Raw genomic sequence first — 23,024 nt, forward strand, 5'->3', positions numbered from 1 at the left:
ATGTGGCTACATATATAAGTATTATTTATCAATTGATAAATAATTACAATTTGTTGTTACAGACCCCGCGCAATATAATTTTAAGATTAAAAATACACAGGTGTTTGTTATGACTTTTAACCCAATAATGTTTGCCCGCCACAGCAACGCTAACAGCGCGGTTATAAACGCTTTGCAAGCAAATAACAGCACAGTTGTAATGGATTTTAGCGGCAGCGAAGCTTCTGTATTTTTAAGCAGTATTTTAGGCCACGATTTAACAAAATTAACGGCCAGCGGTTTAGGTTTAAAAGGCACATTAGATGGCGACTTTTATTCTGACTTTAGTTACGCCGTGTATTATTTTAGCGAAACCGCTTTTCGATTTGTATTATCTCACAGCGCAAGCCTGCAATTACAGTCACTTATAAACGAACAACAGCTTCGTTTTGATATTGACTACGTTATTCGTACCGACCTAACTAGCTTTACCTTAAGCGGCGAAAACGCCTTTGATACGCTAGTTGATGCCTTTAAATTAACACCCGGTTTGCGATTATCTGACACGCAACTATGCTACGGTGCGCAAAGCGGCGAGGTATTTATTACCGCGATTGATAACAAAGATGAGCAGCATTTTGTACTCATAGCTAAAGCGCCAGAGCTACAAAAATGGCAAAGCTATATGCAAACGCAGGGTTTTGCAGTAATGCAAAATCAGGCCGCATAACAAAAACAACCAACAGGTAAACATAATAATGTTTGCCTGTTTTTAATTTAAGCCACGCCCATTAAGGGTTAATTTAAAACGTGAAGGAATGTTATGACTTCTAAAACTGTACTCCATGCTAAGCACCTAGAAGCGGGCGCAAAAATGGTTGATTTTCATGGCTGGGAAATGCCAATCAACTACGGCTCACAAATAGAAGAACATAATGCAGTGCGTAACGATGCAGGCATGTTTGACGTATCACACATGACCATTGTTGATATTGAAGGCGACCAAGCTAAAGCATTTTTACGTAAGCTTGTAGCAAACGACGTGGCTAAATTAACCGTACCAGGTAAAGCACTTTACACCGGCATGCTTAACGAGCAAGGCGGCGTAATTGACGACCTTATTATTTACTTTTTCAGCGAAACGTTTTACCGCTTAGTGGTTAACTCGGCTACGCGCGAAAAAGACTTAGCGCATTTAGCTAATGTATCGAGCGATTTTGCCGTTACAGTGACTGAGCGCCCAGAGTTTGCAATGATTGCAGTGCAAGGCCCTAACGCACGCGAAAAAACAGGCACGCTTTTAAATGCAGAGCAACAAGCTGCAGTTGAAGGCATGAAGCCATTTTTTGGTGTTCAAGTGGGTGATTTATTTATTGCTACAACGGGTTATACTGGCGAAGACGGTTACGAAATTGTAGTACCAAACGACCAAGCAGCCGATTTATGGCAACAACTGCTAGACGCAGGTGTAGCGCCAGCTGGTTTAGGTGCACGTGACACGCTACGTTTAGAAGCAGGTATGAACCTTTACGGCCTAGATATGGACGAAAGCGTATCGCCACTTGCAGCTAACATGGCATGGACCATTGCATGGGAACCAGAAGATCGTGACTTTATTGGCCGTGACGTACTGGTTAAACAACGCGCTGAAAAAAGCACCGACAAGCTTGTTGGTTTAGTACTTGAAGAAAAAGGCGTATTGCGTAGCGGTTCAAAAGTAATTGTTGACGGTGGAGAAGGGGTTATTACCTCAGGTACTTTTTCACCTACACTTGGTTTTAGTGTAGCCCTTGCACGTGTACCACGTTCAACAGGCGACACTGCTCAAGTAGAAATGCGCAAAAAATTAGTTAACGTTAAAGTAGTGAAGCCTAGCTTTGTACGTAACGGTAAATCAATAATTTAAAATTTGGTGTTATCACCCAATAATACCAATCATGTTGAGTTATTAATCACTTATAGCGACGGATAAATAGAGTGATAACAAGGCATTAATTTTGATATGTAGTTGTTCTACCTGAGAAATTAATAACGATGTTAGCGCTTTGTTTAGACCGCTAGAGTGGTTAAATATTTAAGTTGATTGGTATCATAACCAAAGGAACAAGATAATGAGCAATATCCCTACTGAATTAAAATACGCTTCTTCACACGAGTGGGTTCGCGACGAAGGTGACGGTACCTTTACAGTTGGTATTACAGAACACGCGCAAGAACTACTTGGCGACATGGTGTTTGTTGAATTACCAGAAGTAGGCGACGAAGTAGACGCAGGCGAAGACTGTGCAGTAGCGGAGTCGGTTAAAGCTGCTTCAGACATTTACGCACCAATTGGTGGTGAAGTTATTGCTATTAATGAAGAGCTAGAAGACGCACCTGAAACAGTAAACAACGACGCGTACGGCGAAGGTTGGTTATTCCGTCTTAAAGCATCTGATGTGTCTGAGCTAGACAACCTATTAGACGCTGAAGGCTACTCGCACACTATCGACGAAGAGTAATCACTTTTTGTCTAAAGCCCCGCATGTTGAGTAAACAATCGGGGCTTTTATGATTTTACAGCTTATTGCCCATACCCAGTAAGTTGCCAAATCATCATATATTTTAATCAATACTAGTTACCCATTAGTATTTAGGATCATAGGAATCTGGACACATGTCAAACGCCAAATCTCTTGAACAGTTAGAGCAAAAGCAAGATTTTATTCGCCGCCATATTGGGCCAAGCCCAGCGCAAGTAAGCGATATGCTAAGCGCTCTTGAAGTATCGAGTGTACAAGAGCTGATCGATCAAACTGTACCGGCTAACATTCGCCTAGAGCAACCGCTAAGCATTGGCGAAAGCCGTACTGAAGTTGAAACACTAAACTACTTAAAATCAGTAGCAAGCAAAAATAAAGTTTTCAAATCGTACATTGGCCAAGGCTACCACCCAACACATGTACCGCACGTAATTTTACGTAACGTACTTGAAAACCCGGGTTGGTATACAGCGTACACGCCGTATCAGCCAGAGATTGCACAAGGGCGTTTAGAATCATTACTAAACTTCCAGACTATGACCCTAGATTTAACCGGCCTTGATTTAGCAAGCGCGTCGTTACTTGACGAATCAACCGCTGCAGCCGAGGCGATGGGCCTTGCAAAGCGTGTATCTAAAGCTAAAAAAGCCAATGCCTTTTTTATTGCCGACGACGTACACACACAAACTATCGACGTAGTAAGCACCCGTGCTGAGCAGTTTGGTTTTGAAATAATTGTAGGCAAAGCGGCCGATGCCGTTAACCACGACATTTTTGGTGCATTATTCCAATACCCATCTACATCGGGTGAAATAGTTGACGTAACCGACCTAATTGCTGGTGTTCAAAGCAAAAAAGCCATTGCCTGTGTTGCTGCCGACATTATGAGTTTATTACTATTAAAAGCACCGGGTAAACTAGGCGCAGACGTAGTACTGGGTTCGGCTCAGCGTTTTGGTGTACCTATGGGTTACGGTGGTCCACATGCTGCATTTTTTGCAACACGTGACGCATACAAACGTTCATTACCAGGGCGTATTATTGGTGTATCTAAAGACCGTTTAGGTAACGACGCACTGCGTATGGCAATGCAAACGCGCGAACAACACATTCGCCGCGACAAAGCCAACTCAAACATTTGTACAGCGCAGGTATTACTTGCCAACATGGCGGCGTTTTATGCGGTGTACCATGGCCCACAAGGCTTAAAAACGATCGCGCAACGTATACATCGCTTTGCTGATATTTTAGCTGCAGGCCTAAAAACCAAAGGCATCACCCTTAAGCACAGCACGTGGTTTGATACGTTAACAATTGTTGGCGACAACAAAGACGACGTAATAGCACGTGCACTTGCAAAAGGCGTTAACTTTGCTACAAACCACGACGGCGAGTACTCAATTTCGGTTTCAGAAACCACCACACGCACCGATGTAGCTGAGCTATTTGATATTGTACTAGGTGAAGGCCACGGTCTAAGCGTAGACAGTATTGCAGCCGATATTGAAGCAAACGGTAGCGACTCTATTCCAGCGAGTTTAGTACGTGATGACGAAGTATTAACGCATCCAAACTTTAACAGCTACCACAGCGAAACAGACATGCTTCGCTACATTAAGCGCCTTGAAAACAAAGATTTAGCGCTTAACCACTCAATGATCTCGTTAGGTTCATGCACCATGAAACTAAACGCGACCGCTGAGATGATCCCAGTTACATGGCCTGAGTTTGCAAACCTTCACCCATTCTGCCCGCTAGACCAAGCAGAAGGTTACCAAATAATGATTAACGAGCTACACGACTGGCTAGTTAACATTACGGGTTACGATGCGGTTTCACTTCAGCCAAACTCGGGTGCACAAGGTGAATACGCAGGCTTAATTGCCATTCGTAAATACCACGAGTCACGAGGGGATGCACATCGTAATGTATGTTTAATTCCAAGCTCAGCGCATGGTACTAACCCTGCGTCGGCACAAATGGCGAGCATGAAAATTGTTGTGGTTAACTGTGATAAAAACGGCAACATCGACATGGAAGACTTAAAAGCGAAAGCTGAAGACGTGTCTGAAAACCTGTCGTGTGCAATGATCACATACCCATCTACCCACGGTGTTTACGAAGAAACCATTCGTGAACTATGTGACATTATTCATGAGCACGGCGGCCAAGTTTACATGGACGGCGCAAACATGAACGCGCAAGTGGGTGTAACAAGCCCGGGCTTTATTGGCTCAGATGTATCGCACTTGAACTTGCACAAAACGTTTTGTATTCCACACGGTGGCGGCGGCCCAGGTGTAGGCCCAATTGGTGTTAAATCGCACCTTGCGCCATTTATGCCAAACCACAGCGTAATTAACGTACCAGGTACAAACATTGATAACGGTGCCGTATCGGCAGCGCCTTACGGCTCAGCGGCTATTTTACCTATTTCATGGGCGTACATTGCCATGATGGGCTCAGAGGGCTTAAAACAAGCCACAGAAATGGCGATTGTGAACGCTAACTACTTAACGCAAGAGTTAAGCCAGCACTTCCCAATTTTATACCGTGGACGCAACAACCGCGTTGCGCACGAATGTATTGTTGACCTGCGCCCATTAAAAGAAGCGTCAGGCATTACTGAAATGGACGTCGCTAAACGCCTACAAGATTACGGCTTCCATTCACCCACTATGTCGTTCCCAGTTGCGGGCACATTAATGATTGAGCCGACAGAGTCTGAGTCAAAAGGCGAGATAGACCGTTTTATCGAAGCGATGGTATCTATCAAAGGCGAAATCGACAAAGTAATCTCTGGGGAATGGTCAATCGAAAACAACCCACTTGTGTTTGCACCGCACACACAAGCTGACGTACTTGGTAACGAATGGGACCGCGCGTACGACCGTTTTTACGCTGCATTCCCAGTGCCAAGCGTTGCTAAAGACAAGTTCTGGCCAACCGTTACACGTATAGATGACGTATACGGCGACCGTAACTTAGTATGTTCATGTCCAGCGGTAGAGACTTATCGCGACTAAGAGTTGAGACTAACTTTTGAACTTTAATGGGTAGTAAGTTCCATTATAGTTTGAAAATTTATCAAAATTATAAAAGCCGTTGCATTAATGTAGCGGCTTTTTTGTGTGTTTAAACATTGTAGACGCACAGCTTGCTGGCGTGTTGGGCGCAGCCCAAAAGTTGTTTAATTATTGTTGGCGAACAGCTTGCTGACGCGCAGGCGGCAGCCCGAATAAGTATTTGAATAGGTGTTTGAGGTTACTGTTACAGATAACGCGAATACGTTTGGCACTTTCTAATGATTAGAAACCTTATTCAAGGTTTTTTGCCAGATTGCTGGCGGCAACCAAGGGGCGGCTACCGCCGACCGCCCCTTGGAACCCCACGGCGCCCCGAGCATCACGCTTAATCCTTCAATGCACAATTGATGTGAACGTAAACGCCATGAAAGCACATCCATGTGCAAGCATGGCTTTCATTTCATCCATGAAATGCATTACTCATCAATTGCTTATTTTCAGGGCATGATGACGGGGGAGGGTGTTAAACGTGTGGTTGGTGTTTAGTCTTGTCATAATTCAAGATCTGACCCCAATGGTACAGATGTTGGTCCAATGGCTGTTTTTTTGTTTTTTTTTGGGGGGGGTCACTTATTTGAAATACCACTAAATACACATTAAAGAGAAATTCTCTCTTTAATGTGTATTACATATGCTGTATAAGTACTATAAAACAGTTTTTGAACTACTCATATGCTTATTTATTTCAGTGCAAATAACTTTCGTTCAATTGATGAACCAATCGAGTTAAACATGAAAGCCGCTCCTAGGCTTCGTCGTCATAAAAACCATGCTAGAACCCCTACGAAGGATAAGAAAAAGAAAGTTCTTAAAGGTGCGTTACTTTATGGTGCAAATGCTAGCGGTAAATCAAATGTGATTAAAGCAATGTCTTATGCAAAAGAGGTAATAACAGGTGAGTCTAATTTAGACTATTGCCCTTTTTTGAGAAGTTCACATTTCTCACTAGTTAAAGATGGAAGTAAAAAAAGAGATTTTACTTTCGAGTTTTGTATTAGAGGTGAGTATTATGCCTACTTCTTCTCTGTTGAAAACAATATTATTGCAGAGGAGGAGTTAGTACACATAACTCCAAACTCAGAGACAAAGATCTACCATAGAGAAATAGATAAGAGTAAATCTGCTAATACAGTAGTATATTCATATACAAGCGATGTTGAAAATATTTCGAATGATTCTGAGTTTTTAGTTTTTTCTAAATATACATCTCCTAAAAAGCTTTTTCTGACAGATTCCTCAGAAAAAATAAGAGACTTTTTTAGGGAGCTAGAACTATCTGAAAAGAAATTTAATAGTGAAGTAGATATTAGCTTTTTAGAGTTTCTTTTGCCTGCATTTTTGTTTTTTAACTTCCACCTTATCATTATTTTTCCCGAATCTAAATACAGCTCAACTTTGTCAGATCTTTCTAGTGGAAATGGAAATTGTTTTGATGTGATAAAGAGTTTTGATACAGGTATAGAAAAACTAAATTCTACAGAAGTACCATTAAATAAATTTACGACAGAACAGCTTGAAGAAATTAAAAGTAAAATTTCTTCAAAAAATAAACCCTATTCATTTGATTTAAATGAAGTTGATTATTTAGCTGAGTTCATAGATGAAACTTCATCCCTTAAGATAACTAAGTTAACTTCTATACATAAGTCAAAATCAGGTGAAGAAATTATCTTTGATTTTGAAGATGAATCTGATGGAACAAAAAGAATTGTCGATTTACTACCAACATTAAGTAATGATAAGAAATTTCCTTTAACATTTGTTATTGATGAATTTGATAGAAGCCTGCACCCTTTACTTTCAATCAAATTACTAAGGCTATTTTTAGAGACTGATAGTGATGATCAGTTGATTACAACGACTCATGAGGCCGAACTCTTAGACAATGAAATTTTGAGAAGAGATGAAATATGGTTTGTTCAAAAAGAAAGAGATGGTTCAACACAATTGTATAGTCTAAGTGATTATTCGCCTCGTTATGATAAAGATATCCACTCTGCTTATTTGAAAGGAGTCTTCGGTGGGGTTCCAAACTTGAGTGGGCAGTAATTATGGGGCGTAAGACAAGCGGAAGTCGTTACGGACAAAAAATAGATGCAATAACCTATATCATTGCATTCGAAGGTGATGTTGATGAAAAAGAATATTTTGACAGTGTAGCTATAAAAATTCAAAAACGATTTGAAAAACTAATTAAAGTAATTCCTGTAGAAAAAAGCTCAACTAATAACTCTGATCCGGCAAGCGTTTTAAGAGATTTGAGTCATTATTGCAGCAAAAACGCTTATGATTTAAATAACTCTTCAGTTACTGGCTTTATTGTCATAGATCGTGATAGGTATTTTACGGGGACACACTTAACTTCTACAACAACAGCACTTACCGAAGCTCGTCAAAAGAAAGTAAAAGTGGTTGTTAGTAATCCAAGTTTTGACTTATGGGGGTTACTGCATTTTGAAGATTTGTCATTACTTTCTCTAAATGACTCACAGGCGCTTTTGGAGAATAAAAAAACTTCTGGTAATACATTTGCTAAAAGAAGACTACGAGCTTGTAAAGGGCAGCTCCGATTCTCTGATTTGCCAGATAGAATTGAAACCGCTTTGGAAAATGCTGCTAAATTGGACTTTGATAAACAAAACCCTGTAGCGAATTTGGGTACTAATATGCCTGACCTGATTAATGAATTAAAGGCTTATTTTTGAAATAAATAATCCGAAATATCCAAATCAAACCAAAGGGGTTACCCATTAAACCAAAGGGGTCAAACCTTGACTTCGGACATTAGGAAACCAAAGGGGTCAAATCTTAACTTCAAACCAAAGGGGTCAAATCTTGACTTCGGACATCAAAGGTCTAGATTTATAGTTTACTGCTTATGGAGTGAATTGCTATGTCTAGGCCGCTGCGAATAGAGTATGAGAATGCGTTTTATCATGTGATGAATCGTGGAAGAGGGCACGAAAATACCTTTTTGAGCGATGACGACTTTAAGTATTTTTTATACTGCATTGAGCAAGCAAGCCTTCGGTTTAATATTGAAGTGCATTCGTATTGTTTGATGACCAATCATTACCATCTGCTAATAAAAACTCCTGATGCTAATTTAGGCAGGGCCATGAAGCATATTAATGGCCTTTACACTCAATACTTTAATAGAACACATAACACAGATGGTGCACTGTTCAGGGGCCGATACAAAGCCGTGTTGGTTGATGCTGATAACTACTTATTGCATGTTAGCCGGTATATTCATCGTAACCCAATTGAAACGAGCACCCCATTGGTAGATGACCTTGCTAAGTACAAATGGTCTAGCTATTCAGCTTTTATTAAAAGTGGTGCGACACCTACATGGTTAGTTCGAGATTTTATATTTTCGCTGCAAGGTAAAAAGCGTAAGTATGCTGCGTACAAACAGTTTGTTGAATATGAGTGTAATGAAGAAGTAAGCGCTTTTTATGGTGCTAAAAAGTTATTGTCGGTGCTAGGCAGTGATGACTTTGTTGAAAGCATTAAAGGCTATATTGCAACATCAAACAATGAAAGTAAGCTTGTTAGTAAAAGGCATTCAGCGAATGATGTAATTACCTACTTGGCTAACCACTTTAATGTTGAGGTAGATGATATAGTAATGGTTAAAAAGGGGCGAAAAGAAAAAAACTTACCCCGATGGTATGCTATTAAATTGTGCCAAGATTTAACGGGATTAGATTTGCAGGCATTAGCAGATGTTTTTAATGTTAAACACTATTCGGCCATATCAAAAGCTGTTGGTAGATTAAATGCATTAATTATTGAGAATAAGCAGGTTAAATTACAGTGGGAAGCGCTTCGAGGTTGTTTGATGTCTGAAGTCAAGATTTGACCCCTTAATGAGATCTTTAATAAGAGGTTACTATGATTTGTAGGGTGTTTATTTTACTTTGCATTTGTTGCTTTAGCATTGGCTCGTTAAATGCCAGTGAAAAGGGAAAAACCATTACGTTTGCGGTTGGTCACGATCATGACAAAATGCTGATGGAGAATTACCCAATTTATCGTGCTAGTTGGCAATTTTTAAATCAAAGTTTAGCTAAATTAGGGTATGAAGTAGACGCCATTATTTTACCATGGGCGAGAGCTAACTATTATACTCAATTAGGAAAAGCTGACGGTCTATTTTTAGCTGCTAACCTGCCAGGACGAGATCAATGGGCGGTTTTATCAAACCCAATTGGAATGGGGGTGTTTGGTGCTTTTTATCATAAGGATAGAAAAGACGAACATACTATTATTGCGGGTGTGCGTTTAGGTGTGCATGACAAAATATTAACTGGCTATAATACTTATGAGTTGTTAGAAGTTGCCACAGCTCAGCAAGGGTTTAAACTGCTTTTTAACCAAAAAGTAGACCGCTTAATTATGTCAGAAAGTTATGGCAAGTATTTGTTGAGCACTGAGCTAATTGAATTTAAAAACGACATATTATTTGACTCCGATGTAATTGAAAAACGTTCAATTCATGTTGCATTTGCAAAAGATATTGCGAAAAGTTTGAAGGCTATGGCGGTAGTGAATAAAGCGATTGATTTAGGTATGAGCGACGGTACATACCGTGACGTTATGATTAAAAATAAAGTACCTGAAAGTATGTTTTTGCCTAGCCTTAATAAATAGTAATTATATTTTATGTGTTTTTAAGAACGCCCCGTTGGGTCAGTTTTCTGCTGTTTAATGAGTGAAAATGTAATACTTGCCCTTAGTAACTCTATTTAACCGTCCTGTTGAAGTAAGAGTTGATTAAGAATCTCATAAAAAATATTTTTCTATTTAATGACCCATAAGCAATTTTTAACTAGTTATAAAAAAGGGCAATAATATTGCCCTTTTTTACGCGCTTAAACTTATTTTGATAACTTATAGCGCGACTAGGCTTTGCTCTAGCATTGCCTTTATTTGGTTTACTATTTTAGCTTCTGTTTCGGGTTCGAATTGTTGTATACGTGGGGTGTGAATATGCCCTGTAGGTATACTTGAATTAAGCGCATCACGAAGGCGAATACTTCGGTACGATATTTCGTTAGACAAGTAACCACCGCCGCCGCCATTAACCGCAATACTGTTTTTTAGCTCGCCATTCGAACCCGCTTTATAGGTTTTTTCAAGCGTGGTGACTTCACGATTGTCGATAACTTTATAGGGGCCTTTGGCTTGTTGCATGTAATTTACAGGCAAGCTAAATTTTACAAACTCGTTGCCTGGGAGTGGTCGGCCATTAAGTTTTGGTATTACTGGGCTTGTTTGCGTTCCGCCATACACAATATTAGCGTTATCGGGGGCGGTTACACTGCGGCGTTTACCCGGAAAGTGCTCTAAATCAAATTGTGTTCTGCCCATACTTACGGTTACAACCATGTCTACATTATTAAGTGCGTAGTTGGGGGCAAGCAGTGATTCTATTATGCCTTGATCGAAGTCTTCGTAGCGCACAGGCACCATAACGGTATTAATTTCTGCGGTTATGCCGTTGTAATTAATAACTTGGCCGTCGAGTAATAACGCTGCAACACCTGAGGGGTTACTTTGGTTTATGTTTCTATCGAGTAAAAATGGGTCAAAGCCTGTAAGTAATATTTTTTTAGTGCTGCCTGATGAAAAAGCCAGATCGGTACGACCTCTGCTGCCTTCCTCAAGTAGGGTTAGTAACGTATTGAGTTGAGCCTGCGTAATTGAAAATTTAGGCGATGTTGTGCGTATTACTTTGCTTGAAAGCAGGCGTGCCCAGTAAAGTGCTCGGTCGTCGTAGTTATTGGTATTTATTATGCGTTGCTTGGCGTTTTCCCACAGTTCAAAACTAAAGCGTTGTACTAATATTTTTGCACTTTTAAAGTTGTTAAGCTCTTTAAATTGTTGCTCAAAACTTGATAGTTGTGGGGTAAATGCTTTTAAAACATTGGGCATTGCTAATTGGGCTTTGTTGATACGCTGTTCTTCAACAGTTAAAGGATTACTTAAAGCAGCGAATGAAGAGGCGATTAAGCTGGTCGCTAATAATACTTTGATCATAATATTCCTAATATAAGGCTATTGTTTTATATGTAATTTACTATCCTACGATTGCTAATTTAGAGCAACCCATTAACGTTGAATCGACAGATATTTGCTTTTGCGATTAACTCACTTTGGTTATTGGATTTATAAAGCTAGCATTGAGTCTTTTTTATAAGAAAGTAATTGTGATGGTTACCTTTTACTCAGGTTATATAAATTATGTGACTAATAGTACACGGTCTATTACAAGAATATAGAGAACGTTCATATCTATATTGTTTGGGACAATTATGGCTGGTGGAGTGACAGGGAGGTTAAACCTCTTGTAAACACTAATATTACAAGAGGCATTAATTTAAATCTTATTTGGATTGACGTTTGTCGAGAATATATCGAACTGCCATTCTTGCTACGCCGGCTCCAATGCCTGAAACGACCGCCCAAGTTACTGCTTCTTTAATATCTGTATTTTCACTTGGCTTATCTTTTGGGGCTGGTTCGTTGGTAACCTTTTCCCACGATTTTTGTAAAGTTTTCCTTGTTAGCATACCTGCAGAAGCTGCTGCCAAACCTATACCTATAGTCGTAATTAGTTGTTTGTTACTCATAATGTTCTCCTTTTGCTAAATATAGATAGCCATATTTATGTTTAATTTTTAAAGCAAGAACATGAGTAACAGCAATTTATATACCGAAAAGAAAGCAGCCTAACTTAAGCCGTAATTTGAATGTAAAAGCACTTGGCACTGTAATCCACTGATTTGTAATTTGGCGTATAAAAACGTTTGTAAAACTATTTATAGCTAGTCTTTCATTGAACGCCATGCAAATGTTGAGGCGGCTATAACAATTGCAATGGCTATTCCTAAGTACAGGGTTTCTATTGTGCCGCCAAATTCCACTGCATGTTCTAAAAATAGTATGACAAGAACAACTGAGGTTACTTGTACTAGGGTTATTTTTAAATCATGAAAGTCTTTAATATTAAAAGCGGCTAAAAACTTACTTTCTTTTGATTTAGCAGGCGATATGAATAAGCGGTATAAGCTAATGGCAATTACTTGTAGGGTAATACCGATTAATAGTAAATCGAGAATTTTAAGTAGTTCAACTATGAGGGCTTTACCTGCTTTTGCAGAATCTGGTAGGTCGAGAATGGTTGAAACCACTATATTAAAAACAATATTAATACACGAAACATAAACAAGAAGCGATGATAATGCTGCGGTAATAACCGCGATGACAACTAAAAAACGACTGGTTTGGAATATATTTTCCATGCTGCTCAACTTTATAATTAGACGTAACTTATACGAAGCATAGTATATGTTAGATCCCTAAGTTACTATTTAAACAGAGTAACTAATGCGAGAAAATATTGAATTATTTAGCCCACCTTTATTTTGCAAAGCCAACGGCTGATTCTCACTTTGGAAACTTATTGGGCGATTTTGGTGGCCACAGGCATGTGGCGCAACTGAGTGAACCTGTAAAAAATGCGCTTAGTAATCACTATTTAGTTGATAAATTTACCGACGCGCACCCAATTGTTAAAGAAGCTAAACAGTATTTTTCACCAATGCGCAGGCGCTTTGCTGGTGTGGCAGTAGATGTTGTGTTTGACCACTTTTTAATTATGCATTGGCAACGGTTTAGTGATCAGCCCTTGAGTGATTTTAAACGTAACAGTTTTGGGCTTTTAAATCAGCGGTTAGCGCACATGCCGCCGCGTATGCAGCGGGTTGTTACTAGCATAACTAAACACGATTGGTTTAAAGATTACGAAACCATTAATGGTGTGGGGGATGCGTTGGATAATATTGCTGATCGTATTCGTTTTGCCAACCAATTTACTGGCGCTGCTGAAGATATAAAGCGCCATTACAACCAATTAGATGCCGCTTTTTTAGCGTTTTTTCCAGAATTAATAGCGCATGTAAAAGAGTTTAATACTGAACGCACTTGAGCCTAGAGTGCTTTATTTGTAATTACAGGCAAAGGTTTTTGTTAATGCAGTTTAGTCGTCTGGGCCGTTTAAGGTAAATTTTAGGTGCTTTCGCATATCTTTTAAAATAACGCCTTTTTTAAGCATTGCGCCGCTTAATCGTTTTTGCCATTTTAATATGTCAGGCTCGGCAGCATCGAGGGTTTGCTGGTTTTCAAATTGAAAGCACATAAGCAACGAGCCCGGGAATAAGTGATACTCCACGTCAAACCAACATTGCAGCATACCGGGTAGTTCGGCTAGGCCTTGCTCTTCTATTTTATCGGCAACGTTAAGCACAAGTGCTTGTTGTTTTTCTTGCACTTTAGATAGTTTTTTCATTGTTGTGTTCCACTTGAGGACATAATAATAGCCAGAGTGAGTCATTATACATAAGCTTTTAATGGCCAACACCTTAAAGCTAAGTTAATAATAATTTAGGTATAAATATAAGCTTAAACGCAGTAACTTTACTCGCTGCTTTTAGCATGGTTAACTTGGCGCTGCTTTTGTAAAGTGGGGTAAATACGCAAACAATGGTCATTAATTACGCCTGTTTTGTGTATAACAATAATAATTGCAGCCACTAAAGTGTTATTAATTAATGATTAAGTGACGTGATAACACAAGTTAAACGTAACGCTATGGTAGCAGTTTTAATATGTATAAAGGCGTTGTTTTTAAAATTTAAAAAGGAAGTTGTGTTGTGAAAAATATGGTTGTTTTACTTTTAGGCATGTGGTTTTTAAGCGGGTGTACGACTACCAACAACGTTGAGTTTCCTGATGTTGAAAACAATGTTGCTTACTCTAAAGTAGCGTCGCTTAGTTTTGTAAATGCTAATGAAAAAGTACCTTATGGGAGTGATGAATCACAATTTGCATTACTGTGGCGCGCCACGCAAGCTGAGCAAAGTACATCAAAGCCGTTAGTAGTCTTGCTACATGGTGGCTGTTGGCTAAGTGCATACGATATAAAACACACCTATGCATTAAGCACAAGCTTAGCGCAAGCAGGATTTAATGTGTGGTCTGTGGAATATCGCCGCAGTGGTGAAAGCGGTGGCGGCTGGCCTGTAACTTTTGACGATATTAAAGCCGGTATTTTAGCATCCAATACCTACAACAGTGGCGAATTTAAATTGAATAATACAGTGGTTATTGGGCACTCGGCTGGTGGTCATTTAGCGTTACTAGCGGGTGGACAAATGAGTGAATTAAAAGGCGTAATTGGCCTTGCCCCCATTACCGATATTAAAGCCTATGCGGCAGGTACAAATAGCTGCCAAAAAGTCACTAAAGATTTTATGCAAGGTATGCCAAGCGATAAACCTAACGAATACACTCAGGCCAACCCAAGTGAGCAACCATTGCATCAACAAAGCATTATTTTACAAGGTGCGAATGACAGCATTGTTCCTGCGTATAATTTAGAACAGCTTAATCGACCAGTAGATTTACTTGAAGGGGTGGGGCATTTTGATTGGATACACCCAGGTTCTGCTGCTTTTAGCACCTTAGTTAAACATTTAAACGGAATCGATAAATGAATTTTGATGATATTGTAGCGCTTGATAAAGCTGATGTGCTGGCAGGCAAGCGTGATGAATTTGATTTACCCGCAAACACTATTTATTTAGATGGTAACTCGCTAGGTGCTTTACCTAAAGCGGTTAAAACCAGAGTGGCGCAAGTAGTGAGCGAGCAGTGGGGAAGCCATTTAATTAGGAGCTGGAATGATCACCAATGGATTGATTTACCTACTCAGGTTGGCGAAAAAATAGCGCCCATAATTGGTGCTGAAAAAGGCCAAGTCATTTGTTGTGATTCGATTTCAATAAACTTATTTAAGCTTTTAAGCAGCGCGCTTATGTTAAACACTGGCCGTAGTAAAGTGTTGTCGACAAAAGATAATTTTCCGACCGATTTATACATGGTGCAAGGTTTAAGCGATTTATTAGGTACTGACTTATGTCAATTAAAACTAGTTGAAGAGCAATATATTGAACAAAACTTGACTGACGATATAGCGGTATTGTTACTTACCCAAGTTAACTTTAGAACGGGTAAGCTTTTGAATATGCAAAAACTTACTGAACTTGCCCATAAAAAAGGCATTTTGGTAATATGGGATTTAGCACACAGTGCAGGTGCATTGCCGGTTGAGCTGGATAAATGCAACGTTGATTTTGCAGTAGGCTGTGGCTACAAATATTTAAATGGTGGCCCTGGCTCACCTGCCTTTTTATACGTTGCCAAGCGCCACCAAAGTGCCGTTAAACAGCCATTGAGTGGTTGGATGGGGCATGCAAAGCCATTCGCGTTTGATGCTCAATACGAGTGTGCAGCAAGTATTAATCAGTATTTATGTGGTACGCCAAGTGTGATTGCTATGAGTGCGTTAGACGCTGCACTTGATGTGTGGGAAAGCGTAAAAATAAGCGATGTGAGGGCTAAGTCGATTGCTTTAGCCGATGTGTTTATTGCTTTAGTGCATTCGCATGCTAGCTTGGCTGATTTGCGCTTAAGCTCTACTGAAGATTCAATCCAACGCGGAAGCCAATTGGCTTTTTCGCATAATCACGCATTTGCTATTTGCCAAGCATTAATAGAAAAAGGCGTTATTGCTGATTTTAGAGCGCCTAATATTTTACGGTTTGGTTTTACGCCTTTGTACACCTCGTTTGAAGATGTGTGGAACGCGGTAAATACGTTAGTTGATGTAGTTACAACAAAGTTATACGCCGAGCCACGGTTTAACTTGGCGGGTAAAGTAACTTAATAAAGCGGGCTAATTGCTTTGGTTTATTTTGCTTAAGCAATTAGCCTCTAGCAGTATTAAAAGGTTGCTAGTAACTATTGAAACTTAAAGTTTTTCATTGTGTGTTGCAGGGTTTCAGTGTTGAGTCGCATTTCATTAAATATTTCTTCTTGCTTACGTGCTGCTTCAACTTCGTGGTTGGCGTATTCAAATACGCTTGCAGCATCCACAGCTATATTTGACGCAACTGCCGACTGTTGTTCTGCGGCTGATGACACGTTCATGGCTAAATTTTCGAGTACTTTACTTTGTGTATGCACTTGCTCGGATACCGCTCTTGCTTGATCAAATCGTTCTAAAGTGGCTTTTGATAATTTAGTACTTGCTACAATAGAGCTAACTACTTGGTCGCTGATAGATTGTAACTCGCCGAGCAAAGACGAAATTTTTTCTGATGATTCTTTACTGTTTCCGGCAAGGCTTCTTACTTCGTCGGCAACAACAGCAAACCCTCTACCATGCTCACCTGCTCTTGCTGCTTCAATAGCGGCATTGAGCGCTAGTAAATTAGTTTGCTCGGCAATGCTACTAATTGAATCTAAAATGGACGATATGCTCGCTACCTGCTGATCCATTTTACTTACCACTTCTTCTACGTCAGACATCCCCGTTGCAAGCTCAGTAATTGAGCTTTGGCTAAGTTTGTTATCTTCTATCAATAGATTGGCTTGTTTGTTTAACTCGTCACTAGAGCTGAGAGTTTCAGAAGCTGAGCCTGCTATTTCGCGGCTTGTTGCGGCCATTTCTTCTATTGCGGTGGCTATATTACTCGCCATAGCCAATGTTTTGTTTGAATCATCAAGGACTGTTTTTGTTGCATTACTCATATCGTCACTGAGTTTTGAGCCCGAATTTATTGAGTGGTCGAGCCCTAATAGCAGGTCTTTAAAAGCGTAAATAGTATTGTGGATAGCATTTGATATTTCGCCGAGTTCATCTTTACTTTTGAGCCTTATATCTATTGTTAGGTCGCCTTTTTCGGCTTTAAGTAAGAGTGACGTTAGTTGGCTTAATTCCTTTTTGAGAGTACTTAATAAATGAAAGTTTAAGTATGCGATGATCACAAGTGTAACCAAAAAGTAGATAATAGTGAGTGTAAGCGTTGTATCGGCCGCTTCTTTTAGTTCAAGGCCATCTTTGTCAACAGTATTCCATTGGCTGTCTAGTACTTTTTTAATTTGAGTTATTTGTTGTGTTGCCATTGGAAACCACACAGAGGCTGCCGGCAAAGCTGTAAAGTTGGGCGATTCTGTGTTGAGCAATGTGTTTGTTATTGCATTAATTTTACGTGAGTCAGCGCTTTGTATAATGTTGTTAAAGCTTTGTAATTGTTGGCCTTGCAAATTAGCTATTAAATATTGGTTGAGTAAATCTATTTCTGAATTGTATAAGGCAATATTTTGCTGTGTAACACTCGTTAACTGCTTTTTAGCTAAAGTGCCATTTATTTTTCCCCTATTTTGGCCCAAACGTTCTTTGTATTGCGCGAGCAAAAAAGCAATGTTTAGATCTTTAGATAATACCGGGTGCTTTATTTGGCTACTCAGGTTAGCCGCTACATCGAGTGCAATTTGATTTAATTTACTGTAAAACGCGAAAGCACCGGGGGCTGCTTTATTATCAACCTGGGTACGTAATGCCGCTTTTTTTGCATTGTGATCAAAAAGAATACTTAAATTTTTAGAGACCTTTGTAGAATTTTTAGTAAGTTGATCACTTACCGACTCTAAATGCTGTATTGAAGCATCTGCTTTTTGGCGTTGCGCGAGCACTTTGTTTTTAGCCTCGGCTGAACCACTTCCTAAAAATCCTGCAGTTAACCCTCGCTCTACAGCATGGTTATGTGCCACTTTTTCCAGTGCATCTAACAAGCTAATTAATGCAATATCTTGCTGCAGTGTCTGCGACTCCTGCCATTTATTCGCTATGTTTTGTATCAGCAATATAAAAATAAAAACCATTAATATGATTGATGTTAACAAAGAGAGTTGAATGATAGATAGTCGGCCAAGTAAGCGATTCATAAGTTCAGTCCTATTGTGTATTTATCTCGGTATTTTGGCTAAACAAGGGTTAAGCAAATAAATAGCCATTAACTATTTAATACATAAAGCTTAGTGTAGTTTTTAATAAATTCACTTGAACAAGTGAGTTAATTTAGTAAATGATGCTATGTGTGAGGTACTTAATCGCGGCTTGTTTACAAATCATTGCATTTTTGTAACCGTTTTGGTGGTGGTTACCTTGTTATTGTTTTGCTTAAGTTGAGATAATGCTAGGTGAACCAATTTAACGGACTAATTAAAATGAATAAATTTATACTTACCCCGCTTGCTATTACACTTTCTTTAACGCTTAGCGCATGTGGTGGCTCTTCATCAGAAAGTAGCTCTGGCGGCTCGTCAAGCGGTGGCAACACAGCCCAACTTCAAACTATTGCTTTACAAACATTAACTCGCGAATGCGGGGCTGATTCTGCGTATCAAGCAGATGTTGTTTTTCATAATGATGATGGCGGTGCTATCGGCTCAGTTAAAACCGATGCAGAAGGTAAATTTTCAGGTGAGTTACCCTCAGGCACCAAGCATGTATCAGTATTAGGTGATGTGTTTGATGAAGAAGACGGTGGTTATAAGCAAATTATCACTGAGCTTGATATTGAAAATAGAACTAATTTAGGCACCTTTTATTTTAATGATTTTACAGGTGATTGTGGATGTACTGAATATAGTGTTGATACAACAGCGCTAAGTACGATTGCGTCTGATTACACAATATATCAATCACAAGGTAACGAAGTTTCAGGGTCTGTAAATGTTTGCCCGAATGATAATAAGCTTTATTTAACGGCGCTTTCTAGTTACTCAGTTGATGCAAAAGCTGCCGTTATTGATATACCGGTAAACTCATCAGTTATTACCCTAACAGATGAAGATTTTATTCATGACGGTGTTGAAGTTCCTGTTCAATTAGATATTGATGCTGATTATGCTAGTACTCGAGGTTATATAGAAGCTGATAATGCGTATAGGTTTGTTCAATATAGTGGTTCTGAAATATCAAACACGCTTTTTGTATTCCCAACAGTAACTGAGCATAATTTTTATGTGCAACTTGATTTTATGTCAGACCTTATAAATGTAGATGGTGTTGATGTTGAGTTTCAAAGCTATGCCCGAAGCGCAGTAGATACTACTGGTGATTATCAGCTGACCACACTTCCGATCGTTACTGACGATTTAGGATTTAGTTTACTTCAATTTGCTGAAAACAATGATTCAAGTTTTGACTTTGGTAATGTTGATAATCGGTTTGCTCGCACAATATGGGGTTACAGCTTTTTAGTTGATGATTCTGCTGAAAGTCGATTTGATTGGACAATAAAATCGGGCATAAGTGGTCAAATTCCAGATTTGTCTTTTGGTAGTGTGTTCCCTGAACCCACTGATGAGGTTATTTTAGAAGAGTTAACGGTATTGCTTTATGGCTATGCTGGTAATGCAACCGATGCAAACAGTTATGCAAAACTTTTAGATACTATGTCTGAAGGTGGGCATTTAACTAAGCCAGAGTTTAGTAATTATGTATATACATTTGTAAGTGCTGAAATATATTAGTCATTGCGTTTGGTTTTGTATTAAAAAGGCCACACTTGTGGCCTTTTAAAAATAATGTTTTAGCTTTCGGTCGACGTAAAAAGTTTATTGGGTAAAATCAATATTCTCAATTAGGTGTACCGTAACATCAGCACTACACGTTACTGTTAAGTTACTTGCTTTAGTTGGTAGTGTTTGGCATTGCAAGTTTTTTACTTGTGCAATTCCAGCTGTTTGTGCGACGGCCTTTTCAGAAAAATCCTGTCTTGAATAGCGTGTGTTACTTTTGTTTGCGTCAACATTAATAACAGTCGTATTAGTCTTCGATGTTGAAGCAATAACAACACCGTTTACTTCCTCTGTAGCTAGTTGAACTATTTCTTTTTTGGCGCGTTCTCTTAAGCTTTTTACAGTTTCCTCATCATTACCCATCACAGTGGTAGATCTGTTTAATGTTTTAACAATGGGGTTATTATTAATATCTTTTTTGTAATGTATTTTAAAGCTACCACTCGATTTTTCGGTTTGCTGAGGTTTTATTTTATTGCTTTCAGCTAAAGGAATAACGATGTCGTATTCATTATTTTTACTGGAAGCACACCCCGCTAAAAAAGTAATTAGGATTAGCGGTAATATTTTCATTTTAGGCCTCTTTGTTTTTTATGCGCATCACTTAATACTTTGTAGTCTTCCACCTCTTTTATTGAATCAAGAATATCAAAGTTTCTAGGATCAATAAGATTCGCTTTTGTCATTAAGTCATAAGCTTCTGTATGTTTGCCCTGCATTAATTTTATTAAACCTTGGTTGTGAAGGGCTATGGCTTGATCTTCAATTGAATTACTATTTTGAGCAACTTGTTCAAAAATACTAAAAGCTTGGCTTAAACGGTCTTTTTTTACGTACTCTATACCTAAATCAATATTTTCATCTTCCCCATTTAGGTAATTAAGTTTTACTAAAGAACGATATGGGGAAATTTGTTTAACAACAAAGTCAGCCGCCTTTTCTATTAAAAAGTCAGCAACTTCAGAGTCGGTCCGGAGCTTATCTTTTGCTTTACTTCTATTTTCGCTTGAGCTTTTTTCTTTACTGTAAGTAAATGTTTCAGAAGCACTATTTAGTGTTTGCTGGCCATAAATGACGTAATAAGTTAGGGTTAAAGTTTGTTTAACCGATGCATGATAGCTGTACCACGTTTCTTTTTTTCCTTCATGCTTTTCACTCCATGAATTACGCTCTACTCGAGATGGTAAAATTTCACCAACCAGCTTATAGGGGGAATTGGCATGTACCTTTACATATCCATGACTCATTAATTTAGATTTTATTTTTGCCGAAAGCGCATTTCCCTTAATGTTATATTTATCCCCGTTAAAACCAACTACAGCAATATGATCAAGAGCAAGTCCTGACTTACTAGGCATATTCATTGTTGAATCAACTTCAACTTTTGAAGCGCAGCCAGTAAGTACAGCCAATAAACTAAAAAAGTATAATGAATGTGTGAATGTTTTTTTAATATTTAGCATCGCTTTTTCCATTTCCATGTTGAATGTGAAACTAACGCCTTTTTTGCTGGAAAGGCAATTAATCACCCGATAAGTAGTTTTAAATTTGGTCTATAGATTTATAAATAGGTTGACGCTCTAGCACCTTTTGTAAATACTTTTTTGTTTCTTCGTATGGAAGGTCTCTAATAAGCTTGTTATAGACCTCTTCAGGCGTCATTTTATTTATTATGTTAGAAGCTTTATTGATATTTCTTGAGTTATCGGTGTTAAAGGCTTTAGCTACGTTCCCTGCACCGGTGTTGTAAGCTGCAATCATGCAATAAAACCGACTTTGCTGATTACTTATTTTAGCCAAATAGCGTGTGTTTAAAAGGTGCATATATGCAACACCTGTTTCAATATTATTCTTTGGGTTGAATAAATACTCCTTGCTCATGATGTTCTTTTTCTTATGTAAAAAAAGATTAACATCAGCTCCTGCACTTATAGGCACAATCTGCATTAAACCAAAGGCGGGGATTGGAGATTCTGCTTGAGTATTAAAGTGACTTTCAGTATGGATAATCGAAAAAAGCAAACTCTCGGGCAACCGCCAACGCTTACTATGCTTACTAACGATATTTTTATAGGGGGCTGCTTTTTTTATAAAACTGCTATGGGCAAGCGGTATGGTGTAGGTGGTAACTCGTTTATTTTTTAGCTTTTCTCTTTGTTGCATCGCGTTAGCTTCTTCTTGCGACGCTTTTAAGCTTTTTATACGCTGTGTTTTTTCTGATTCTATTTTTGCTATTTCTGCAGTCAATTTCTTTTTAGCGAGTAAATTTTCGCTATCTAGCTGAACAGGTGATGATACTTGTAAAGACATATCAAACACTTTTTCAACTTGTTGGCGAGCTTCAATAGCTTGCTTATTTATTTTATTAATTTCTTTTTCTATCAATGCTTCAGGCTGTGCAATCACTTCAACCGGCGTTTCAACGGGAGAGATATTTTCTATATTTTTTTTAAGTATCTTAAATGAAGTGCTATTTATTTTGCTCGCTACCACTTCATTAGCATTTAACGCACTTTTTAGAGCGTTACTGATATCTTTTGTAGAAACATGTTCTTGCTCGTTGTGCAAAATGCTAATACTTATCTGGTCATTCTCATAGTCAATAGTGGTTTTTGCTTTGTTATCAGGGCTATAGTAGGTCGTTTGACTAGAAAGCTGAGGATCTGTTTCACCCCACGTATTAATGAGCTTGTCGCGTATATCATCAAGTTTTTTAAAATGTTTGCGTCTAAAATCTTGATATTCAGATAAGTAGCTTTCTTTCCAGTCGTTAAACTCTTTTAGTTCTTCTGCACTGCCTTCTTTTTCTAAAGCGGCCATTTCTTGCTCTAGCTGCTCAAATGGATCATTTGTTTGTTGAGCAGAAACTTCCGTTACATTTAGCATTAAGGTGGTAAATAGTGGTACATATAAATTAAGTTTGAATAAACTCATA

The 23,024-nt window shown here is 38.8% G+C and carries 20 protein-coding genes; 12 read left to right on the forward strand and 8 right to left on the reverse strand.

All coding sequences use genetic code 11. The annotated features are described in order from the left end of the window. Positions 1–109: 109 nt before the first annotated feature. From PMAN_RS01595 to PMAN_RS01630, 8 genes are all read left to right on the forward strand, one after another. Positions 110–709: a hypothetical protein gene (locus tag PMAN_RS01595; protein ID WP_010555705.1), complete on the forward strand. Its 600-nt coding sequence runs from the start codon at positions 110–112 to the stop codon at positions 707–709. A 93-nt stretch (positions 710–802) separates the two neighbouring features. Next, entirely contained in the window at positions 803–1,885 is a 1,083-nt protein-coding gene (gene gcvT, locus PMAN_RS01600) for a glycine cleavage system aminomethyltransferase GcvT (RefSeq protein ID WP_006794101.1), read from the forward strand. A 205-nt stretch (positions 1,886–2,090) separates the two neighbouring features. Next, positions 2,091–2,480 carry a glycine cleavage system protein GcvH gene (gene gcvH, locus PMAN_RS01605; RefSeq protein WP_008127672.1) on the forward strand — a complete coding sequence of 130 codons (390 nt, stop codon included), beginning with the start codon at positions 2,091–2,093 and terminating at the stop codon, positions 2,478–2,480. Between the two features lie 155 nt (positions 2,481–2,635). After that, positions 2,636–5,527 (forward strand): aminomethyl-transferring glycine dehydrogenase, encoded by a 2,892-nt coding sequence (gcvP, locus tag PMAN_RS01610; RefSeq protein WP_010555706.1) that lies wholly within the window; start codon positions 2,636–2,638, stop codon positions 5,525–5,527. Positions 5,528–6,319: 792 nt separating this feature from the next. After that, positions 6,320–7,636 carry an AAA family ATPase gene (locus PMAN_RS01615; RefSeq protein ID WP_010555707.1) on the forward strand — a complete coding sequence of 439 codons (1,317 nt, stop codon included), beginning with the start codon at positions 6,320–6,322 and terminating at the stop codon, positions 7,634–7,636. 2 nt (positions 7,637–7,638) lie between these two features. Then, positions 7,639–8,292, forward strand: coding sequence for an RloB family protein (locus PMAN_RS01620; protein WP_010555708.1), 654 nt, complete (start codon positions 7,639–7,641; stop codon positions 8,290–8,292). 188 nt (positions 8,293–8,480) lie between these two features. After that, on the forward strand, positions 8,481–9,455 hold the full coding sequence (locus PMAN_RS01625; RefSeq protein WP_010555709.1) for a transposase: 975 nt from the start codon (positions 8,481–8,483) through the stop codon (positions 9,453–9,455). Positions 9,456–9,487: 32 nt separating this feature from the next. After that, positions 9,488–10,246, forward strand: a complete 759-nt coding sequence (locus PMAN_RS01630) for a substrate-binding periplasmic protein (protein ID WP_010555710.1) — start codon at positions 9,488–9,490, stop codon at positions 10,244–10,246. Between the two features lie 240 nt (positions 10,247–10,486). Here PMAN_RS01630 and PMAN_RS01635 read toward each other — a convergent pair whose 3' ends face one another. The 3 genes from PMAN_RS01635 to PMAN_RS01645 form a co-directional block, all read right to left on the reverse strand. Beyond that, the gene (locus PMAN_RS01635; RefSeq protein WP_010555711.1) at positions 10,487–11,635 is read right to left on the reverse strand and encodes a hypothetical protein; all 1,149 of its coding nucleotides are present in this window, start codon (positions 11,633–11,635) and stop codon (positions 10,487–10,489) included. A gap of 347 nt (positions 11,636–11,982) precedes the next feature. Then, positions 11,983–12,228: a DUF4235 domain-containing protein gene (locus PMAN_RS01640; RefSeq protein ID WP_008128807.1), complete on the reverse strand. Its 246-nt coding sequence runs from the start codon at positions 12,226–12,228 to the stop codon at positions 11,983–11,985. A gap of 195 nt (positions 12,229–12,423) precedes the next feature. Next, complete coding sequence (locus tag PMAN_RS01645; RefSeq protein WP_006794802.1) at positions 12,424–12,900, reverse strand: YqhA family protein; 477 nt, start codon at positions 12,898–12,900, stop codon at positions 12,424–12,426. Between the two features lie 98 nt (positions 12,901–12,998). On the opposite strand from PMAN_RS01645, the gene PMAN_RS01650 reads away from it, so the two are divergent. Continuing rightward, positions 12,999–13,586, forward strand: a complete 588-nt coding sequence (locus PMAN_RS01650) for an acyl carrier protein phosphodiesterase (protein WP_010555712.1) — start codon at positions 12,999–13,001, stop codon at positions 13,584–13,586. Between the two features lie 51 nt (positions 13,587–13,637). Here the strand turns inward: PMAN_RS01650 and PMAN_RS01655 are convergent, their stop codons facing one another. Further along, a complete protein-coding gene (locus PMAN_RS01655; RefSeq protein ID WP_010555713.1) occupies positions 13,638–13,946 on the reverse strand; it encodes a hypothetical protein in 309 nt (102 codons plus the stop codon). A 364-nt stretch (positions 13,947–14,310) separates the two neighbouring features. Here PMAN_RS01655 and PMAN_RS01660 point away from each other — a divergent pair, with 364 nt between their 5' ends. Beyond that, positions 14,311–15,153, forward strand: a complete 843-nt coding sequence (locus PMAN_RS01660; protein ID WP_010555714.1) for an alpha/beta hydrolase family protein — start codon at positions 14,311–14,313, stop codon at positions 15,151–15,153. After that, on the forward strand, positions 15,150–16,385 hold the full coding sequence (gene kynU, locus PMAN_RS01665; protein WP_010555715.1) for a kynureninase: 1,236 nt from the start codon (positions 15,150–15,152) through the stop codon (positions 16,383–16,385). Before PMAN_RS01660 ends, kynU begins: the two co-directional genes overlap by 4 nt. 74 nt (positions 16,386–16,459) lie before the next feature. On the opposite strand, the gene PMAN_RS01670 is transcribed toward kynU, so the two are convergent. Beyond that, complete coding sequence (locus PMAN_RS01670; RefSeq protein ID WP_010555716.1) at positions 16,460–18,448, reverse strand: methyl-accepting chemotaxis protein; 1,989 nt, start codon at positions 18,446–18,448, stop codon at positions 16,460–16,462. Between the two features lie 282 nt (positions 18,449–18,730). Between PMAN_RS01670 and PMAN_RS01675 the strand changes: the two genes are divergently transcribed. Then, on the forward strand, positions 18,731–20,041 hold the full coding sequence (locus PMAN_RS01675) for a hypothetical protein (RefSeq protein WP_010555717.1): 1,311 nt from the start codon (positions 18,731–18,733) through the stop codon (positions 20,039–20,041). 84 nt (positions 20,042–20,125) lie between these two features. Here the strand turns inward: PMAN_RS01675 and PMAN_RS01680 are convergent, their stop codons facing one another. From PMAN_RS01680 to PMAN_RS01690, 3 genes are all read right to left on the reverse strand, one after another. Next, the gene (locus PMAN_RS01680; protein WP_010555718.1) at positions 20,126–20,662 is read right to left on the reverse strand and encodes a hypothetical protein; all 537 of its coding nucleotides are present in this window, start codon (positions 20,660–20,662) and stop codon (positions 20,126–20,128) included. After that, positions 20,659–21,552 carry a hypothetical protein gene (locus PMAN_RS01685; RefSeq protein WP_242032449.1) on the reverse strand — a complete coding sequence of 298 codons (894 nt, stop codon included), beginning with the start codon at positions 21,550–21,552 and terminating at the stop codon, positions 20,659–20,661. The genes PMAN_RS01680 and PMAN_RS01685 overlap by 4 nt, the downstream gene beginning before the upstream one ends. A 79-nt stretch (positions 21,553–21,631) precedes the next feature. Further along, positions 21,632–23,023 (reverse strand): transglycosylase SLT domain-containing protein, encoded by a 1,392-nt coding sequence (locus tag PMAN_RS01690; RefSeq protein ID WP_010555720.1) that lies wholly within the window; start codon positions 23,021–23,023, stop codon positions 21,632–21,634. Position 23,024: the final 1 nt, after the last annotated feature.

It is taken from the genome of Pseudoalteromonas marina (assembly GCF_000238335.3).
Classification (GTDB): domain Bacteria; phylum Pseudomonadota; class Gammaproteobacteria; order Enterobacterales; family Alteromonadaceae; genus Pseudoalteromonas; species Pseudoalteromonas marina.

What these genes read in the sequence shown, in the direction of transcription:
- PMAN_RS01595 (WP_010555705.1), top strand. Translation starts at nt 110, where the DNA reads ATGACTTTTAACCCAATAATGTTTGCCCGCCACAGCAACGCTAACAGC.
- PMAN_RS01690 (WP_010555720.1), bottom strand. Translation starts at nt 23,023, where the DNA reads ATGAGTTTATTCAAACTTAATTTATATGTACCACTATTTACCACCTTA.
- PMAN_RS01635 (WP_010555711.1), bottom strand. Translation starts at nt 11,635, where the DNA reads ATGATCAAAGTATTATTAGCGACCAGCTTAATCGCCTCTTCATTCGCT.
- PMAN_RS01620 (WP_010555708.1), top strand. Translation starts at nt 7,639, where the DNA reads ATGGGGCGTAAGACAAGCGGAAGTCGTTACGGACAAAAAATAGATGCA.
- PMAN_RS01640 (WP_008128807.1), bottom strand. Translation starts at nt 12,228, where the DNA reads ATGAGTAACAAACAACTAATTACGACTATAGGTATAGGTTTGGCAGCA.
- PMAN_RS01615 (WP_010555707.1), top strand. Translation starts at nt 6,320, where the DNA reads ATGAAAGCCGCTCCTAGGCTTCGTCGTCATAAAAACCATGCTAGAACC.
- gcvH (WP_008127672.1), top strand. Translation starts at nt 2,091, where the DNA reads ATGAGCAATATCCCTACTGAATTAAAATACGCTTCTTCACACGAGTGG.
- PMAN_RS01680 (WP_010555718.1), bottom strand. Translation starts at nt 20,662, where the DNA reads ATGAAAATATTACCGCTAATCCTAATTACTTTTTTAGCGGGGTGTGCT.
- PMAN_RS01645 (WP_006794802.1), bottom strand. Translation starts at nt 12,900, where the DNA reads ATGGAAAATATATTCCAAACCAGTCGTTTTTTAGTTGTCATCGCGGTT.
- PMAN_RS01625 (WP_010555709.1), top strand. Translation starts at nt 8,481, where the DNA reads ATGTCTAGGCCGCTGCGAATAGAGTATGAGAATGCGTTTTATCATGTG.
- kynU (WP_010555715.1), top strand. Translation starts at nt 15,150, where the DNA reads ATGAATTTTGATGATATTGTAGCGCTTGATAAAGCTGATGTGCTGGCA.
- PMAN_RS01685 (WP_242032449.1), bottom strand. Translation starts at nt 21,552, where the DNA reads ATGCTAAATATTAAAAAAACATTCACACATTCATTATACTTTTTTAGT.
- PMAN_RS01630 (WP_010555710.1), top strand. Translation starts at nt 9,488, where the DNA reads ATGATTTGTAGGGTGTTTATTTTACTTTGCATTTGTTGCTTTAGCATT.
- gcvP (WP_010555706.1), top strand. Translation starts at nt 2,636, where the DNA reads ATGTCAAACGCCAAATCTCTTGAACAGTTAGAGCAAAAGCAAGATTTT.
- gcvT (WP_006794101.1), top strand. Translation starts at nt 803, where the DNA reads ATGACTTCTAAAACTGTACTCCATGCTAAGCACCTAGAAGCGGGCGCA.
- PMAN_RS01670 (WP_010555716.1), bottom strand. Translation starts at nt 18,448, where the DNA reads ATGAATCGCTTACTTGGCCGACTATCTATCATTCAACTCTCTTTGTTA.
- PMAN_RS01655 (WP_010555713.1), bottom strand. Translation starts at nt 13,946, where the DNA reads ATGAAAAAACTATCTAAAGTGCAAGAAAAACAACAAGCACTTGTGCTT.
- PMAN_RS01675 (WP_010555717.1), top strand. Translation starts at nt 18,731, where the DNA reads ATGAATAAATTTATACTTACCCCGCTTGCTATTACACTTTCTTTAACG.